We start from the raw sequence: 17,162 nt of genomic DNA, 5'->3' as shown, positions 1-17,162 counted from the left end.
ATGCAAAGTCACGACAGGGGCCACCACGGCCCCTTTTATTTGCCCGCTGACGAGTTTGCCGCTTCGACTACGGCACGCTCCGTGCTCTTCGGTTTAACGACAGTCGGCCCGGCCAACTCGTGACCGGCATCGGGCGAAAGTCGCGCAAACCAGAAGAATGCGACAGCAGACACCAAAGCAACGACGATGAATCCGACATGGAAGTCGACTAAGGCGAGCGGCGCGCCGCGCACGCCGCTACTGATTTCCAGCACGCCGCCAGCAAGGGCAACACCAATCGCCAGCGAAACCTGCTGCGCAACGGCGGTAATCGGCGTCGCCTGACTGGTCTTTTCATCTGGGATTTCGGCATAAGCCAAGGCATTGACGCCCGTGAAGAACAGGGAGCGCGCAAAGCCGCCAACCAGCAGGAAGCCGAGAATGATCCAGATCGGCGTCATCGGCGTGAACAGGCTGTTGACCGCAATGAAGCCCGCCGAAATGATCGAGCCCGACATCAAAGCGCGCCGGAAGCCGATCCGCGCGAAAATCCGCTTTGCACCGAACTTCATGCTGATCGCACCGATGGCCGACACGAAGGTTATCATGCCCGACTGGAACGGTGTGAAGCCGAAGCCGAGCTGGAACATCAGCGGCAGCAAAAACGGAATTGCACCGATGCCGAAGCGGAAAATACTGCCGCCGAACACAGCCGAACGGAACACCTGATTGTCGAACAGCCGCAGATCAAGCAGCGGATCGGCGCTGCGCCGCGCATGGATGATATAAAGTACCGAACAGACGATACCGATGGCCAGAGTGACAAAGCCGACAGCGGGCGGCAGCGCAGGCAGGCTCACAACCGACAGGCCGAAGACCACGCCGGACATGGCAAAGCCGGATAGGACGAAACCCGACCAATCGAGGCGTTTCACGATGCGCTCGTCATTATCGGGCAAATAACGCGTGGCAAACCAGATACCAACAGCGCCGATGGGCACGTTGATCAGGAATATCCAGTGCCATGTGAGAAAGGTCGTGATGAAACCGCCGACCGGAGGGCCAACCAATGGGCCGACCATGGCGGGGATCGTCAGCCACGCCATTGCGGAAACGAGTTCGCTGCGCGGTGTTGAGCGCACCAGCACGAGACGGCCAACCGGCGTCATCATGGCGCCGCCCATGCCCTGCAAGAAGCGGGCGATGACGAAAGCGGTCAGAGAGTTTGCCGCCGCACAGGCAATCGAGCCGACGACGAAGACGGCAATTGCGGCCCGGAAGACATTCTTGGCGCCGAAACGATCAGCCATCCAGCCGCTGACGGGAATGAACACCGCTAGCGCAACGAGATAGGCCGTCAGCGCCAGCTTGAGCGCAATGGGACTGGTGCCGATATCGGCGGCGATCGCTGGCAAAGATGTCGAAATAACATTCGAATCCATCTGCTCCATGAAAAGAGCAATCGCCAGCACAAGTGGAATGATGCGGTTCACAATGAATATCCGAATAAGCCGTGCTTTTTAAATAAAGCCCGGCGAAGCTATGTCGAGCTTATAGATAGATTGCTAGCCAATTTTTTCTCACATTGTGTTGACTTGGGACCAATTTTCTCGGTTCGCCGGATCAAAAACACAGCGACAGCATTTATGTGAACAAAACCGCTCGTTCTCTCACGGCAAATTTCAGTCGTTCACATTTGTGTAAAGCGGGGTTGCGCTCACCGTAACGGACTGTTACATTCGGTAACAGTTTCACGAAGCTTCGAGTCTGGAAGGGGGATCCCGGCTCAAGGAGGTAGGAAATGAACGATATTACGAGAACTGCACTTGTTTATGGCATGATGATCATTTCGCTGAACACGGCACTTGCAATCGGTCTGTTGGGACTTGATTTCCTGCGCTAACTTGGCCGCCACATGAGGCTGGGCCAGTGTTTATGATGATCCCATATCGAATTTGATTTTGCCCTCCAGGCAAATTATGAAAAAGAGCGCTTCCGATTTTTCGGAAGCGCTCTTTTCAGTTTTAGAGGCCTTCGCGCTTTTAGAAGTCAATCACGCGCCTTTATCGTAGACAAATTTCAGGCCTTCCCCGAGCTTGCATTTGAAGATTCTGGTTTCTCCAATTTGGTCATGCGTCTTTGCAGAGAACCTCCAAATGATTATGTTCGCTGTTTCATCGGGCAGAACCCGATAACGGACAAACTGTTCAACCGGAGTGTCGTCGCGAACAGTCTCACGATTATACGCATACACAATTGCTTCATCCGGTGCAGGTCTGCTTAAAAAGGCGTCGATGACTAACCCACCGGTAAAGCCCTCAGGCTTTAACTTCATGCCCGATGTCTGCTCACACTTATCCAGCTCTAACAGCGATGTTGTCCGCTGCCCGGCGAACAGATGCTGTTTCAGCATTCCGAACTGATCAATGGCTTCTACGGCATGAGCGGGACAGATCCCGCTCATGCCGATAACCATCAGTAACATACCGATCTTACAGCGCATCTTGTGACCTTTCCTTTGATCATGATGCGCTCAAGGCTAAACCTCTCATAAACAAACACTATTCCAATAATTAGCTTACTAATTGTACCTCGATCAGAGTATACGCCCCTGACTGGTCGGGTCGAAGAACACCGCCTTGTCGAGATTGAAGGCGAGCCGCGAAGCTTGCCCGGCAGCAATACGCGCATCGGCGCGCAGGCGGGCAACCACATGCTTGCCGCCGAGACGGGTCACCGCAAAAGTGTCCGACCCTGCCGGTTCGACCACATCGATCAGGCAGTCGCCCTCCACAACCGCGCCTGCATTGCGATCCGCACCGTCGGGATCAGTCAAGGCTTCCGGGCGAATGCCGAAGACAACCTGCTTGCCCACATAGTCGCCAAGAGCTTGCGGCGCGTTTTTCAGCGGAAGTGTCAGAGCCTGACCGTCACCGCGATCAAGCGAGATTGCATAATCGGCGCCATTCTTCTCGACAGCAGCCGTCAGCAGGTTCATCGCAGGCGAACCCATGAAATCCGCCACGAACATATTGGATGGATTGTTGTAAATCTCCGCAGGCGTACCGAATTGCTGCAACACGCCGTCTTTCAGCACAGCGATCTTGGTCGCCAACGTCATGGCTTCGATCTGATCGTGCGTCACATAGACGATAGTTGTCTTCATGCGGCTATGCAGCCGCTTGATTTCGGTGCGCATATCCACACGCAGCTTCGCATCGAGGTTCGACAGCGGTTCATCGAACAGAAACACCTGCGGATTGCGCACAAGCGCCCGCCCCATCGCGACACGCTGGCGCTGGCCGCCGGAAAGCTGGCTCGGCTTGCGGTCAAGCAGATGGCCAATCTGCAACATATCGGCAACTTCCTGAATAGCCTTGTCGCGCTCGGGCTTCGGAACTTTACGGATTTCCATGCCGAATGCGATGTTTCCGGCAACCGTCATATTCGGATAAAGCGCATAGGACTGGAAGACCATGGCGATATCACGTTGGGACGGGTGCAGGCCGGACACCGATTTGCCGTTGATGGAAATATCGCCGGACGTGATCGGCTCGAGCCCCGCAATCGTGTTGAGCAGTGTGGACTTGCCGCAGCCCGAAGGACCGACGAGAACCAGAAAGCCGCCTTCCTCGATCTCGATATTGATGTTCTTCAGGATCGAAACGGTGCCGTAGGACTTGTAGAGATCGGTAATTTTCAGAAACGACATAGTGAACTTATCCCTTGACGGCGCCGGACATCAGACCGCGCACAAAGTAGCGGCCGGATACGATATAGACGATCAGCGTCGGCAGAGCGGCCAGAATGGCGGCTGCGAAATGAACGTTATATTCCTTGACGCCTGTGGAAGAGGAAACGAGGTTGTTGAGCGCCACCGTCATCGGCGTGGAATTCGCGCCGGAGAAGGATGCGCCGAACAGGAAGTCGTTCCAGATATTGGTGAACTGCCAGATCACGGACACGACGATGATCGGCCCAGACGAAGGCAGCAGAATACGCCAGAAAATCTGGAAGAAACTGGCCCCGTCAATCTGCGCAGCGCGCACCAGTTCGGTCGGGAACGCTTCATAATAGTTACGGAAATACAGTGTCGTGAAGCCTAGACCGTAAATGACGTGCACCATGATCAAGCCCCAGATCGTTCCGGCAATGCCGAAAAGACCAAGCATCCGCGCCATGGGGATCAGCACGATCTGGAACGGAATGAAGCAGGACAGCAGCAGCAGGCCGAAAAAGACATTCGAGCCGCGAAAGCGCCATTTGGTCAGCACATAGCCATTCAGCGCACCAACAATGGTGGAGATCGCCACGGCGGGAACGACCATCAGAATGGAATTGATGAAGAACGGCTTCAAGCCGGTCGGCTGCACGCCGATCTGCGCCGTCGACCATGCCGAAAGCCAAGGCTCGATGGTCCATTGCTGCGGCAGGTTCAACATGCCGCCCTGCCGGATTTCTTCCAGCGGCTTGAACGAGTTGACCAGCATCACATAGAGCGGCAACAGATAGTAGACGGCGAAGAGCAGCAGCGCGGTATAGATCAGCGCACGCGTCAGCTTGCCGCTGTTGATGGCGTTATCTTGCGACTGGGCGCTCATGACCGCGACCCTCCGCGAATTTCCGAATAAAGATAGGGAATAATGATCGAGAAGATCATCGCCAGCATGATGATCGCCGACGAAGCGCCGATGCCCATCTGGTTACGAGTGAACGTATAGGAATACATGAATGTCGCCGGAAGTTCGGTGGCCTGCCCCGGCCCGCCGCCGGTCAGCGCGATGACAAGATCGTAGGCCTTGATCGCCAGATGGGCCAGCACCACGAAGGCCGACAGAAAAACCGGGCGCATCAAGGGAATGATGATGCGGCGATAGATCGTGCCGGTCGAAGCCCCGTCGATCTGGGCGGCCTTGATGATTTCATTGTCAACACCGCGCAGACCCGCAAGGAACATGGCCATCACGAAACCGGACGATTGCCAGACCGCGGCAATCACCAGACAGTAGATCGCCATGGTGTTGCTCTTGATCCAGCCGAAGCTGAAGCTCTCCCAGCCCCACAGATGCATGGTATTTTCAAGCCCGATGCCGGGATCGAGAAACCACTTCCATGCCGTGCCGGTCACAATGAAGGACAGGGCCATCGGATAAAGATAGATCGGACGCAAAAAGCCTTCGCCACGGATCTTCTGGTCAAGCAAAATGGCCAGAAACAGACCGATCACCGAGCAGATGATGATATAGAGCGACGCGAAAATCGCCAGATTGGTGATCGCCCGCCACCAGTGCGGCAGCGCCCAGAGCTTCTCATAATTGGACAATCCCACGAAGCCGTAGGATGGCAGCATGCGGCTGTTGGTCAGCGAAAGCACGCCAGTATAGATGATAAACCCATAGACGAAGACGAGGACGATCAGGAAGCTTGGAGCCAAGACCAGCTTGGGGATGAATTCCTGCAATCGGCTGTTACGCTGCATATTTGCGCCACCCAGTTTGCGCCGCTCGTAATGCCCGATGAACAGGCATTCGAGACGATCGTTTCAGCGGCATTTATGCATGACCGGATAACGTCCCGGCTGCTAAATGCGTTGGTCCCACGATGCCTTCACTGGTTCCGATGGAACCATGCGCGACAACATCATGCAATGCTTGTTCTAAATTCCGAGATTACTGATCCGGCGCGTTGCAAGGCCCGCTCTGGAACCCTGGGGCCGGATAAAAAACGTCCGAGAGGTTTAAGCTCCCGGACGCCTGTTCAGCGTATTACTTCGCAGCAGCGACAGCCGAGACGAGTTCCTTGACAGCATCTTCAGAAGAAAGCTGTCCGTTGAACTCGCGGGTCACCACGTCGTAAATCGCGTTCTTGACGGCTGCCGGATTGGCATAGCCATGCGCCATGGAGCCCAGCATCGTGCCCTTGCCATCCGCTTCCTTCAGGTCGGCGATGGCCTTCTTGCCGCAAGCGTCGAAAGCAGTATCCGGCACGTCGGTACGTGCAGGCGCCGAGCCCTTGACCACGTTGAAGGCGGACTGGAAGGTCGGGCTTTCGACAGCCGAGGCCATTTCCATCTGAGCCGGGATCTTGTCATCGGCAACCTTGAACATCGCGAACATGTCGGAGTTGAAGGTCACAGCGCCCTGCGTGCCCGGATAGCGCATGCAGACGAAATCTTCGCCCGGCTTCTTGCCAGCCTTCACGAATTCGCCCTTGGCCCAGTCGCCCATGAACTGCAGACCGGCCTTGCCTTCGATGACCATGGCCGAAGCCAGATTCCAGTCGCGACCAGAGAAGTTGTCATCGACATAGCTGCGTAGCTTGGTCATGCGGTCGAAAGCCTGCTTCATCGTATCGCTGCCCAGGGTTTCCGGGTCGAGATCAATGAAAGCCTTCTTGTAGAAGTCGGTGCCGAACGAAAGGACGACGGCGTCAAAGATCGTCGCATCCTGCCAAGGCTGGCCGCCATGGGCGATTGGCGTGATCCCCTGTTCCTTGAACTTGTCGAGAAGCGCAATCAGCTCATCCCAGTTTGCGGGTTCCTTGCCGCCTGCCTTGTCGAGCGCGGCCTTGTTGATCCACATCCAGTTGGTGGTGTGGACGTTCACAGGCGCGGCAATCCAGTGATCTTCATACTTGGCGAATGCCTGCAACGGCGCTGGGATAACCTTGCCCCAACCTTCCTTGTTGGCAACTTCATCGAGATTGCCGAGTGCGCCCTGCTCGGCCCAGTCGCGAATGTCGAAACCGAGCATCTGTACGGCGGCCGGTGCGTTACCAGCAGTAACGCGGGCGCGCAGAACGGTCATGGCTTCGGTGCCGCCACCGCCTGCAACAGGCATATCGGTCCAGCTGATGCCCTTCTTTTCGAGGTCCTTCTTGAGAACGTCGAGCGCGGCAGCTTCACCACCAGCGGTCCACCAGTGCAGAACTTCAACATTCTGCTTGGCATCAGCAGCGTTTGCGACAGGTGCCATTCCGGCGAGCAAAGCGCAGGCGGCGGTGCCCATAGCGGCGAGTTTCAGAAGTTTATGCATGTCTACCTCCCGTAGAAACAAACGAAACTTGTATTTTCATCGTCCGCGCCTGAAGGCGCAAACCGAAGCCGGTCGTTGCATAGACCCAGCCCCTCCTCATTCACTGCCGCAACCCGGTGCAGAGAAATGATCTCCGCCGGATACCCCGGCCAACTGACGCGACGCTCTTCGATGTCCTCCATGCCATCTTTACGCCGCCTCACCCCGACTGACAACGTTGTCTTTTATGGATGAACCACATCCAGACGACAAGATGTGCCTCTAGGATAGGCTGAAACCGGGGATAGGTGTCAATATCCCCGATATGATAAATAGCGAGAAATTTAATCGATTAAAATTTGCAGTCTAATTCTGCGGGCTATTTCTCATGATAAATGAAGCGTTTAGTCCCTTTTCTGCTCGCCTCGCAACCATCGTCTAAACCCTCGCGTGACAGTAAATCGGAAATGCCGATACATCCTGTTTAATGGGATAAAAATCCTGTGAAATGGCTGGACAAAATCGCCTCGCCCACTTAATTTGAAGCCGCTTACGCAATAGTGCGTGGGCTTGTTCTCGGGGCGGGGTGAGATTCCCCACCGGCGGTATGGAAAGCGATTTCCAAGCCCGCGAGCGCCTGAAAGGCGGAAGCTGATTCGCTTCTCCTGTCAGGGTCAGCAGATCCGGTGAGATGCCGGAGCCGACGGTATAGTCCGGATGAAAGAGGGCAAAAGAGCGTGACGATTTGCGTCTCCCGACGCGAGCAATGCGTTCCTTTGTGCGCCCTGATTCTAGTTTCTTGAGGAACCTATGAACCAGAGCTATCCGAACAAGACTTCCTTCAAAGTAGCATTCATTCAGGCCCGCTGGCACGCCGACATCGTCGACGAAGCCCGCAAGAGCTTTATCGCCGAACTCGCCGCCCAGACCGGCACCAATGTCGAAGTCGAAGTCTTCGATGTTCCCGGCGCATATGAAATTCCGCTTCATGCCAAGACGCTCGCCAAGACCGGCCAATATGCCGCCATCGTCGGCTCGGCTTTCGTCATCGACGGCGGCATCTATCGTCATGATTTCGTGGCTACTGCCGTCATCAACGGCATGATGCAGGTGCAGCTGGAAACCGAGGTGCCAGTGCTGAGCGTCGTTCTGACCCCGCATCATTTCCATGACAGCAAGGAGCATCACGACTTCTTCTTCAACCATTTCAAGGTGAAGGGCGTCGAAGCTGCTCATGCGGCCCTGCAGATCGTCGGCGAGCGCAGCCGTATCGCCGCATTGGTCTGATCATTTACAGGAACGGCCCCGCCATGCGGGGCCGTATCTCAGTCGGCTACAATACGCTCGCCATGGGTATAGATGTCGAATTCCTCGCCGCGCACGATGGCGACCAGGGTGAGATTGGCCTCCTCTGCCGTGCGAATGGCAAGTGCCGTGGGCGCTGAAATAGCCGCCAAAACCGGCGCACCAAGCTTCACTGCCTTTTGCACCATTTCAACGGATACCCGGCTCGTGATCACGGTGATGCCGTGTTCGGTCTCGACCTCGCTGCGCGCCAGAGCGCCAACGAGCTTATCCAGCGCATTATGTCGGCCAACATCCTCACGCGCAGCAATCAAACCTTGCTGTGGCCTGTAAAAGCCTGCGGCATGAACGGAATGGGTGATCGCATTCAATTGTTGTTCGCGTCCAAGCGCCGCCATCGCCACAGCAATGGTGCTCGCCGAAAAGCGCTGTTTGTCGGCCTTTAGCGGCGTTACCGGGCGCAAGGCCTGCTCGATGGAATCGATGCCGCATAGTCCGCACCCGACCGGGCCCGCCATGAAGCGGCGACGCGCCGCCAGCCGCTGTTCGGGCAATTCAGCAAGGCACATCTGCACGTCAACGCCTTGCGCGAAAGCGACAAGCTCGATGCTTTCAATCTGGCTGGCGTCGTCGATAATACCTTCGGTCAAACTGAACCCGACAGCAAAGTCCTCCAGATCGGAGGGGGTCGCCATCATCACAGCCTGTGTCGAGCCATTATAGCTCATCGCGATGGGCACTTCCTCTGGAACCGCGCGATGCCCTTCCTGGAAACCCGAGACGCGATGTGCAAGGCGCGCCACATCCTGACTGATTTTGGGTATCGTCATGTCACTCGCCTGCTGTTTTCGCATCCCGACATATTGCTACAGTTTGATGTGGCATCATATCGGGTTTTATGTAAGGTGCCAGCGAACAGGCATGCAGCACAAAGCAATTCGGCCACGGTCGATTACGTATTTGTGTATGAAAAGCAGCGCCGATAGCGAGGATAAAATGGATATTCGCCAGATCGACGACAATTACTCAGTCTCGGGCCAGATCTCGCCCGACGACGTGCGCGACATTGCAGCAGAAGGCTTTCAGACGATCATCTGCAACCGTCCGGACGGCGAAGGCGGCCCGGAACAGCCGGATTTTGCAGAAATTGCGCGTGTTGCAGAGAAAGCTGGCCTCGCCACCTATTATATTCCGGTGGTTGGCGGCCAGCTGACGCAGGATGATGTCGATGCCATGGCGGCGGCTCTTGACGGGGCGGAAGGCCCTGTCTTCGCCTATTGCCGCTCGGGCGCCCGTTCTACGAATATTTACGGGATCGTACAGAGCCAAAAGCGCGGATAAAGAACGAACGCAGGCTATAAGGGCGGTGAGTGCGCAAGGGCATTGTTTCAGTTTTTGCAAACATGAGGCTCACCGTCCCGAAAGTCGCGTGCGGCGACCGAAGACGCCCTGCTGGTTATGGGCGCAATACTGACGATAATAGGAAAGACCGGCGCGAACCACAGTGGCGGCAACGCCACCGGCGACGAGCATCCAGCCGATTGCCTGCACCCAGTCGAACGTATCCAACCCGCCGCTCAGCGCGACGACCACGACACCGGCCCACAGAAGGGCCGCCGTGCGACGCCAGAACACCGGGTTGAGTTCATCGAAAACCGCCTTCCACAGCGAGTGGACGAGGCAGGCGAAGAAAAGAGCCGCGGCCAGCCCGATGTTGAGCAATTCGACCGGGAGCCATTGCTGCGAAGTAAGCATAGTATCTATCATCCAACTTAAGCCGCGATACGTCAGGTCAAAAGCCGCCACATGGCTTTTCCTTCCGAACCGAAGGTATTGTTTGCGTTCCTTTGCACCGTGCTTTTCAAAACGATGTCGTTTCTTGCCCGATGCTTCAGCCCATTGAGCTGTCAATTTGTGGCTTCAACGTGTTAGAAGCACGGAAAGCTCCACGTAATAAATTCACTTATTATTGCGATCACGCGAAATATCGTGTTGAAAACATTATACTATCCCGGCTCCCTTCCGAAGCGAAAAACGCCCCAATCCCCTTGATAGTCTTGCAGAATCCGCTTTCACGCATTGCGTGTGCAGGCCCCCACCCACGCTCCAAAAGCGCGTCGCGCTACTATCCTGTAACAGGGTTGTAACAATTTGGCAGAGTATTCAGCCCCGCCGCAGGGGGCAAAACTTGGGTTTATTCACAACACCAAGCAACGAGTTATGGTATCACTCGTCCACAAATTTCTTGTAAGGAACCATTTCCGATGGGTCGGTCGCGCCGGGTGCGTGGGCAGGACGCCCGAACAAAAACCCTTGCACCTGCGCGCAGCCCTCTTCGATCACCATGCGGTGCTGATGAAAGTTCTCGATGCCCTCGGCAACGACCGGTAGGTCGAGGCTACGTCCGAGCCCGACGATTGCCCGCACGATAGCGTGGGAGCTTACATCGGTTTCCATCGTATTGATGAAGCTGCGGTCGATCTTGATCTTGTCGAATGGAAAACTCTGGAGATTGTTCAGCGACGAATAACCCGTGCCGAAATCGTCCATCACGATGCGCACCCCGAGCTTCTTGATGCGGCGCAGCAATTCCAGCGTCGTCGGCCTGTCCTTGATGAGCGCCGCCTCCGTGACTTCCAGTTCCAGCCGGTAGGCCTGAAGACCGGTTTCCTCCAGAACGGCGGCAACCGTTTCCGGCAGATTGGTCAGGCGAAACTGGATGGGAGACACATTGACGGCAACCGTCAGGTGCCGGTCCCAACTCGCCGCCGTCCGGCATGCTTCCCGCAGCACCCATTCTCCAAGCGCGATGATCACGCCGGTTTCCTCGGCAATCGGAATGAACACTTCCGGCGGAATCGTTCCGCGCTCCGGATGGGCCCAGCGCAACAATGCTTCATAGCCTTTACAGGAACCGTCAGCGGTTCCGATCAGTGGCTGGTAGGCGATGGATATCTGCCCGCGTGACATGGCCTGGCGCAGATCGGCTTCCAGCTGCCGTCTCTCGGTGATCTCGCGATCCATTTCAGGCGAATAGAACGCAACCATGCCCTTGCCGCTGGTCTTGGCGCGATAAAGAGCGACGTCGGCTGCATGGCGAAGCGTTTCAGCATCCCGGCCATCGGTGGGGTAGATTGCGACACCGATGCTGACGCCCACCGCCGTCTGATCGGCGATCATGTTCATTTCCTTTTTGAATTCATCCAGTATCCGCTCGGCAAGCTTGCGCGCGCCGGATGGCTGCGGCACGCCGACCTGCAGGATCACAAACTCGTCGCCGCCAATGCGCGCCGCGGTGTCGACGCCACTGATCGTGCGGCGCAGAATATTGGCAACGGTTTTCAACACCCGATCGCCCTGCGCATGGCCGAAAATATCATTCACGGCCTTGAACCGGTCGAGATCAAGCGCGAAGACGGCGCAACGCTGCTGCGAGCGCCCGCCGACCGCATTGGACAGGCGCTGTTCGAAAAAGGCGCGATTGGGCAGGTCGGTCAGCGCGTCATGGTTCGCCATATGCTCGATCTGGCGTTGCGCGGCGCGCTTTTCCGTTAGGTCGCGCACGGCAAGAACCTCGCAAGCCTTGCCCTGATATTCAATCGTATGGACGGCGAGTTCGAAAATCCGCTCGTCATTTTCCTGCCGGGGTGTTGCCTCAACCGCAGTCGTGCGCGGCGTAGCGGCGGGCAAACCATCCGCCGTCAGCAACAAATCTTCCGGCGAACGCCCGATCAGTGCCCTTTCGGTGCTGTTCATTAGTCGGGAGAACCGCGCATTCACTTCGACAATCCGGTCATCGCGAATGACTGCAAGCCCATCCAGAGTGGCATTCGCAAAGCCCTTCAAATCCGTCATGTAACGGTCGATGAACACGGCTGCGACCGTCATGAAGGCGATGAAACAGGAGACTGTCGCAACCGCACCAACGATCCACATGCGGCCCGTGTCCAGCGGATCGGCCGCAGGCAGGCTCGGGTCGGGTATCAGAGTGCTGGACGACATGGTTGTGAAATGCAGGACGCAGATGGAGCTCACACCGAGAACCGTGGCCAGGGAGAGACGCATCCAACGACCTGAGAGGCGCATCACCTCGAAAGCTCCAGCCAGCAACAAAGTGGAGACGACCGCACCAACAATGATCGGCACCGTGTCGAATTCAATGGTCGCAGCGGCTTTGACAGCAGCCATGCCGGTAAAATGCATTGCCGCGATCACCAGCGCACCGCAGAAACCAGCCAGCAGATTTGTTTTCATGCTGTTGAAATCGAACAGGCGCAGCACGACCCAGAAACCGGCAATCGCAATAACGGCTGAAAGGGTGGTGATGATGAGATCAAACTCTATCGCCACCGTGCCCTGATAGGCCAACATCGCCACGAAATGCGTGGCCCAGACGCTCAAGCCTCCCGCAAAAGCGGCGGTCGCAAGCCAGCTCTCACGGCGATGATCAGCGCATTCTCCAGCTCGCGCGAGGAGAAGGAAAAAGGCAAAGACGCCAATAAGGGAAATGACCGCAGCCAGAACGACGATGGGTCTGTCATGTTGTAAGGATATGCATTCGATAACTTTGAACATAACACGCCCCCGCTTTCGTTTGTGCAAGGCCGCCGTCGGCCCTGACCGAAGCATTTTTGTGTTTTTGTTATACAACACATAATTGTTTAGCGCACACTACTTAAGCAATTATAAATCAGGCCTGACAGTTCATCCGAACCAAAAGTGTAAAGTCTATACTTAATTTGTTTATTATATTAGACCCTAATAATATTATTGAACTTGTTTGCCAGACCTGCGCCCCACACGCGCGAGCAGGATCACCGGCACAATGCCGATCACCACAATTGCGAGTGCGGCAATCGACGCTTCTTCATATGTACCGCGCGCCGCTTCGCCGTAAAGATGCGTCGCGAAAGTTTCCATATTAAGCGGGCGAAGAAGCAACGTTGCTGGCAACTCTTTTACGCAGTCCACAAACACCAGCAATCCAGCAGCAACAATTGCCGTCTTCGAGAGCGGCAGATGAATGGAGCGGAATGTCGCTGTCACGTTTCGTCCAAGCGTGCGCGATGCGTGATCGAGCGATAGCGGAATGCGCTCCAGCCCGGCATCGATACCGCCTGCGGCGATGGCCATGAACCGCACGGCATAGGCATAGACAACCGCGGCGCCCGAACCGATCAGGATCAAACCGGCGGGCACGCCGAAAAAATATCCCGCCAGCTGGTTGAAGACATGATCGAAGCTGCCGGAAACGACCAAAATACCGATGGCGATCACCGTACCGGGCGCGGCATAGCCCATGGTCGAAAGGCGGTAGAACCAGCGGGAGGCCGCGCCTGGAAACAGACGCACCGCATAAGCCACCATCATGCCGCAGACGAGCACGATCGCCGTCGCAATCGACGCCAGCACTATTGTGTTGAACGCTTCCCCGGCAAGACGCGGCGATATGCCTGCGAAGCGCGCACGCTTGGTCGCTTCAATGAGCAGATAAAGCGCCGGTCCGACAAAGCCTATAACGACCGGCAGCGACCCAGCAGCAAGAAGCCAAAGCCCCTTCCCTGCGGAGACTTTCGACGGCTCGAAACCGCGCGAATGGCGGATGTTGGAGGCAAAGCGTTGCTTGCGCCGCGCCCAGCGTTCCAGTGAAACCAGCGCGACTACAATCAGCAACAAGGCCAGCGCGAGCTGTGCTGCGCCCGGCAGATCGGACCGCGTGATCCATGTTGTGTAGATGGAGACGGTCAGCGTGCGCACGCCGAGAAACTCGGCCGCACCGACATCGTTCAGCGTTTCCATCAAGGCGAGGCTGACACCAACCGCAACAGCCGGGCGCGCCAGCGGCAGTGCCACACGCCAGAAAATACCGCGACGACTGACGCCAAGCGTCCGCGCCGCATCCATCAGGCTCGCCGACTGGGTGAGAAACATCGCCCGGGTCGGGATATAGACGTAAGGATAGAGGACAAAACCCAGCAGCAGAATGCAGCCGGTCATCGAGCGAATATCCGGCAAGCGAAACTGGCGCGGGCTTTCAAAGCCCAGCACATAGCGGATTGCCCCCTGCACCGGACCTATCGGATGAAGAATATCCAGATAGGCATAGGCGACGATATAGGTCGGCACCGCCAGCGGCAGCAACAGCGCCCATTCCAGAACGCCGCGCCCTCGAAAGTCATAGGCCGTCACCAGCCACGCCATCGACGTTCCGACCAGCGCCGCGATACAGCCGACGCCGAGCAGAAGAATGATCGTATCTGCAAAGGCTGTCGGCAATAAGGTGGAGAGCAGATGCTGCCACAGGCCTGCCGAACCCTGCAAAGCCTCGCGAGCGAGCGCCACAACCGGCAGGAATACGAGAAGCGCGGTTACCGCGGCAGCCCACAGCCAGACGCGCCCCGCCCTTGATGGCCGGAAAAGCGAATGTCGTGCTGTGGCGGGCATATTTTTCATGGTGCTCGTCATAATGAAACGCCGGCGCATGAAGCACCGGCGCTTTGTTCATACAGTCATTCCGGTTTTAATTGTCGAAACCAACCTTATCAACCAGTTCGCTCGCTTCCTTGCGATGGCTGACGATTTCAGCCAGCGGAACCTTGTCGATCTTCAATTCGCCGAACGACTTTACAATCGCATCGACCGGAGCGCCGGGCTTCACCGGATATTCGTAATTCGCCTCGGCATAGATCTTCTGTGCTTCGTCGGAAACCAGATATTCGAGAAGCTTGACGGCCTCTTGCTTGTGCGGGGCATTCTTGGCCACGGCTGCGCCGCTGATATTGACCTGCGTGCCGCCGTCCTTGAAGGTCGGGAGAATGACCTTGATCCCCTCGCCCCACGTCTTCTGCTCATCGCCGCCCTTGCCCGAACGCATCAAGCCGACATAATAGGAATTGGCAACGGCGATATCGCAAATACCGCCGACAATATCCTTGGCACCATCGCGGTCACCACCCGCAGCCTTGCGGGCCAGATTGGCCTTCAGGCCGGTCAGCCAGGCTTCGGTCTTTTCCGCGCCGTAATGCGCAATGTAATCGGCGAAAAGCGCGGTATTGTAAGGATGCTGACCGGCGCGGATGCAGATCTTGCCTTTCCACTTCGGGTCGGACAGGTCTTCATAATTGATGGCGTCGAGTTCCAGATCCTTGGCGGCATAAACCACGCGGGCGCGCAGCGACAAGGCATACCAGTTGCCCTTGGCGTCTCGAAGCTGTTCCGGCACGGCTTCATTCAGGGTCTTGGATTCGACCGGCTGGGTCAGCCCCTTTTCCGCGAGATCGACGAGATTGCCCGCATCGACCGTCATCAGAATATCGGCGGGAGAGCTTGCGCCTTCCCATGCGACGCGTTCCGCCAGACCGTCCTTCAGGAACACGGTATTGACCGTGATGCCCGTCGATGCCTTGAACGCATCAAGCAGAGGCTGAATGAGGCCCGGTTCGCGCGTCGTGTAAATATTCACCTCATTGGCGGAAGCAGCTCCGGATAGAAATGTCGCTGCAACGAGAGCAAGGCCGGCACGCGCTAAAATGGGCATATTACCTCCGTTTGGAATAGTTCCAAATTAAATGATGAGTGATGCAATCAACTTATATTAGCTGTTTCTGGTTCGGTCAATCGCCACGCCGGGCAAAAGAGAACCAATCGAAATCAGCTGTGGAAGATCAAGGCTTTATCGCGGTTGAAACGAACAAACACATGCGTGACGGTGCCTGGCACGTGAATGGGCGTGCGCAGACGCAAGCGCAAGGGTGCGGCGGCGGCGTGGAGCACCAGCTCCTCCGTTTCACCCAGAAAGCTGCGCATCTCGATCAGGCAGCGCAGATCCGCGGGACCGGCCTCTTCGTCGGCTACGATATCCAGATCGCTGGGCCGCAGATAGACGGACACGTCTTTGCCGGATTGCAGTGCTTTCGGCGCCTTGAAAGAACCGAAAGCGGTTTCAACCGCGCCATCTTGCAACACACCGGGAATGACGTTGAAATCGCAAAAGAAATCCGCCGCATAACGGCTTTCAGGCCGATCATAAAGATCACGCGCCGTGCCGCTTTGGACAATCTCGCCCGAACGCATCAGCACGACGCGATCACCGGTAGAAAGCGCTTCTTCCGCCTCATGCGTCACGATGATTGCCGTGGTGCCAAGCGCGCGCAACAGGCTGACCGTCTCGCGGCGCACCTTTGCCCGCAGGCCCCGGTCCAGATTGGAAAACGGCTCGTCCATCAACAGAAGATGCGGCTTCGGCGCGAGCGCGCGTATCAGCGCCACGCGCTGCTGCTCGCCGCCCGACAGCATATGCGGATAACGGTCGGTCATATGCGACAGGCCGACAAGGTCAAGCAGCTCGCGCACCCGGTCCTGAGCCGCATCGCGGCGCATCCTGCGCAGACCGAACAGGACATTGTCGCGCACGGTCAAATGCGGAAACAGCGCGTAATCTTGAAAGACCACACCGATATTGCGCTTGTCGGGTTCCACAAATGTAGTTGGAGAGGCCAGCACCTTACCGCCCATGGCCAGCGAGCCGCCATCTGGCGCGTCGATACCGGCGATAATGCGCAGCATGGAGGTCTTGCCGCATCCGGAATGGCCGACGAGACAGATGATTTCACCGGCCTGCACGTCAAGGGACACATTGTTGAGCGCAAGGACAGAGCCAAACTGGCGGGTAACGCCCGAAAGCGTCAGTGCCGGACCAGACGCTCCCGCGTCTTCCTTCAATTGCTCAATCTGATTTCGCGCGTCCATGCCTGACCGGAATCCCCTTGTCCATTCCGACGCATATAAAGCGAGTTTGCTGGCTTCGCCACTAAAACCGGACAGAATGCCTCAAGAACCGGATAGCCGCCCCATCTTTTTCGGATT

Annotated in this window: 14 protein-coding genes and 1 riboswitch; of the genes, 2 read left to right on the top strand and 12 right to left on the bottom strand. The window is 56.8% G+C overall.

The window, feature by feature from the left end; translation table 11 throughout:
- Positions 1-35: 35 nt before the first annotated feature.
- From JAU75_RS10590 to JAU75_RS10565, 6 genes are all read right to left on the bottom strand, one after another.
- Entirely contained in the window at positions 36-1,472 is a 1,437-nt protein-coding gene (locus JAU75_RS10590) for a DHA2 family efflux MFS transporter permease subunit (protein ID WP_199056489.1), read from the bottom strand.
- A 560-nt stretch (positions 1,473-2,032) separates the two neighbouring features.
- Positions 2,033-2,482, bottom strand: a complete 450-nt coding sequence (locus JAU75_RS10585) for a VirK family protein (RefSeq protein ID WP_199056488.1) — start codon at positions 2,480-2,482, stop codon at positions 2,033-2,035.
- Positions 2,483-2,575: 93 nt separating this feature from the next.
- The gene (locus JAU75_RS10580) at positions 2,576-3,691 is read right to left on the bottom strand and encodes an ABC transporter ATP-binding protein (protein WP_199056487.1); all 1,116 of its coding nucleotides are present in this window, start codon (positions 3,689-3,691) and stop codon (positions 2,576-2,578) included.
- A 7-nt stretch (positions 3,692-3,698) separates the two neighbouring features.
- Positions 3,699-4,580 (bottom strand): carbohydrate ABC transporter permease, encoded by an 882-nt coding sequence (locus tag JAU75_RS10575; RefSeq protein WP_199056486.1) that lies wholly within the window; start codon positions 4,578-4,580, stop codon positions 3,699-3,701.
- Positions 4,577-5,458 carry a carbohydrate ABC transporter permease gene (locus tag JAU75_RS10570; protein ID WP_199056485.1) on the bottom strand — a complete coding sequence of 294 codons (882 nt, stop codon included), beginning with the start codon at positions 5,456-5,458 and terminating at the stop codon, positions 4,577-4,579. The genes JAU75_RS10575 and JAU75_RS10570 overlap by 4 nt, the downstream gene beginning before the upstream one ends.
- Positions 5,459-5,744: 286 nt before the next feature.
- Complete coding sequence (locus JAU75_RS10565) at positions 5,745-7,013, bottom strand: ABC transporter substrate-binding protein (protein ID WP_199056484.1); 1,269 nt, start codon at positions 7,011-7,013, stop codon at positions 5,745-5,747.
- A 547-nt stretch (positions 7,014-7,560) separates the two neighbouring features.
- Positions 7,561-7,725: riboswitch (FMN riboswitch) on the top strand.
- Between the two features lie 77 nt (positions 7,726-7,802).
- Here JAU75_RS10565 and JAU75_RS10560 point away from each other — a divergent pair.
- Entirely contained in the window at positions 7,803-8,279 is a 477-nt protein-coding gene (locus tag JAU75_RS10560) for a 6,7-dimethyl-8-ribityllumazine synthase (protein WP_199056483.1), read from the top strand.
- Positions 8,280-8,317: 38 nt separating this feature from the next.
- Here the strand turns inward: JAU75_RS10560 and fdhD are convergent, their stop codons facing one another.
- A complete protein-coding gene (gene fdhD, locus JAU75_RS10555) occupies positions 8,318-9,127 on the bottom strand; it encodes a formate dehydrogenase accessory sulfurtransferase FdhD (protein ID WP_199056482.1) in 810 nt (269 codons plus the stop codon).
- 166 nt (positions 9,128-9,293) lie between these two features.
- On the opposite strand from fdhD, the gene JAU75_RS10550 reads away from it, so the two are divergent.
- On the top strand, positions 9,294-9,638 hold the full coding sequence (locus tag JAU75_RS10550) for a TIGR01244 family sulfur transferase (RefSeq protein ID WP_199056481.1): 345 nt from the start codon (positions 9,294-9,296) through the stop codon (positions 9,636-9,638).
- 69 nt (positions 9,639-9,707) lie between these two features.
- On the opposite strand, the gene JAU75_RS10545 is transcribed toward JAU75_RS10550, so the two are convergent.
- The 5 genes from JAU75_RS10545 to JAU75_RS10525 all read right to left on the bottom strand — a co-directional run bounded on the left by JAU75_RS10545 (position 9,708) and on the right by JAU75_RS10525 (position 17,045).
- Positions 9,708-10,052 (bottom strand): hypothetical protein, encoded by a 345-nt coding sequence (locus tag JAU75_RS10545; protein WP_247880450.1) that lies wholly within the window; start codon positions 10,050-10,052, stop codon positions 9,708-9,710.
- 471 nt (positions 10,053-10,523) lie between these two features.
- Positions 10,524-12,872 carry an EAL domain-containing protein gene (locus tag JAU75_RS10540; protein WP_199056479.1) on the bottom strand — a complete coding sequence of 783 codons (2,349 nt, stop codon included), beginning with the start codon at positions 12,870-12,872 and terminating at the stop codon, positions 10,524-10,526.
- A 192-nt stretch (positions 12,873-13,064) separates the two neighbouring features.
- Complete coding sequence (locus JAU75_RS10535; protein ID WP_199056478.1) at positions 13,065-14,750, bottom strand: iron ABC transporter permease; 1,686 nt, start codon at positions 14,748-14,750, stop codon at positions 13,065-13,067.
- A gap of 67 nt (positions 14,751-14,817) precedes the next feature.
- Positions 14,818-15,834, bottom strand: coding sequence for a Fe(3+) ABC transporter substrate-binding protein (locus tag JAU75_RS10530; protein WP_199056477.1), 1,017 nt, complete (start codon positions 15,832-15,834; stop codon positions 14,818-14,820).
- A 113-nt stretch (positions 15,835-15,947) separates the two neighbouring features.
- On the bottom strand, positions 15,948-17,045 hold the full coding sequence (locus tag JAU75_RS10525; RefSeq protein WP_199056476.1) for an ABC transporter ATP-binding protein: 1,098 nt from the start codon (positions 17,043-17,045) through the stop codon (positions 15,948-15,950).
- Positions 17,046-17,162 lie beyond the last annotated feature (117 nt).

The organism is Ochrobactrum sp. Q0168 (assembly GCF_016427605.1).
Classification (GTDB): domain Bacteria; phylum Pseudomonadota; class Alphaproteobacteria; order Rhizobiales; family Rhizobiaceae; genus Brucella.
The sequence above is the reverse complement of the archived record's forward strand: the minus strand, read 5'-3'. Positions and strand labels throughout refer to the sequence as shown.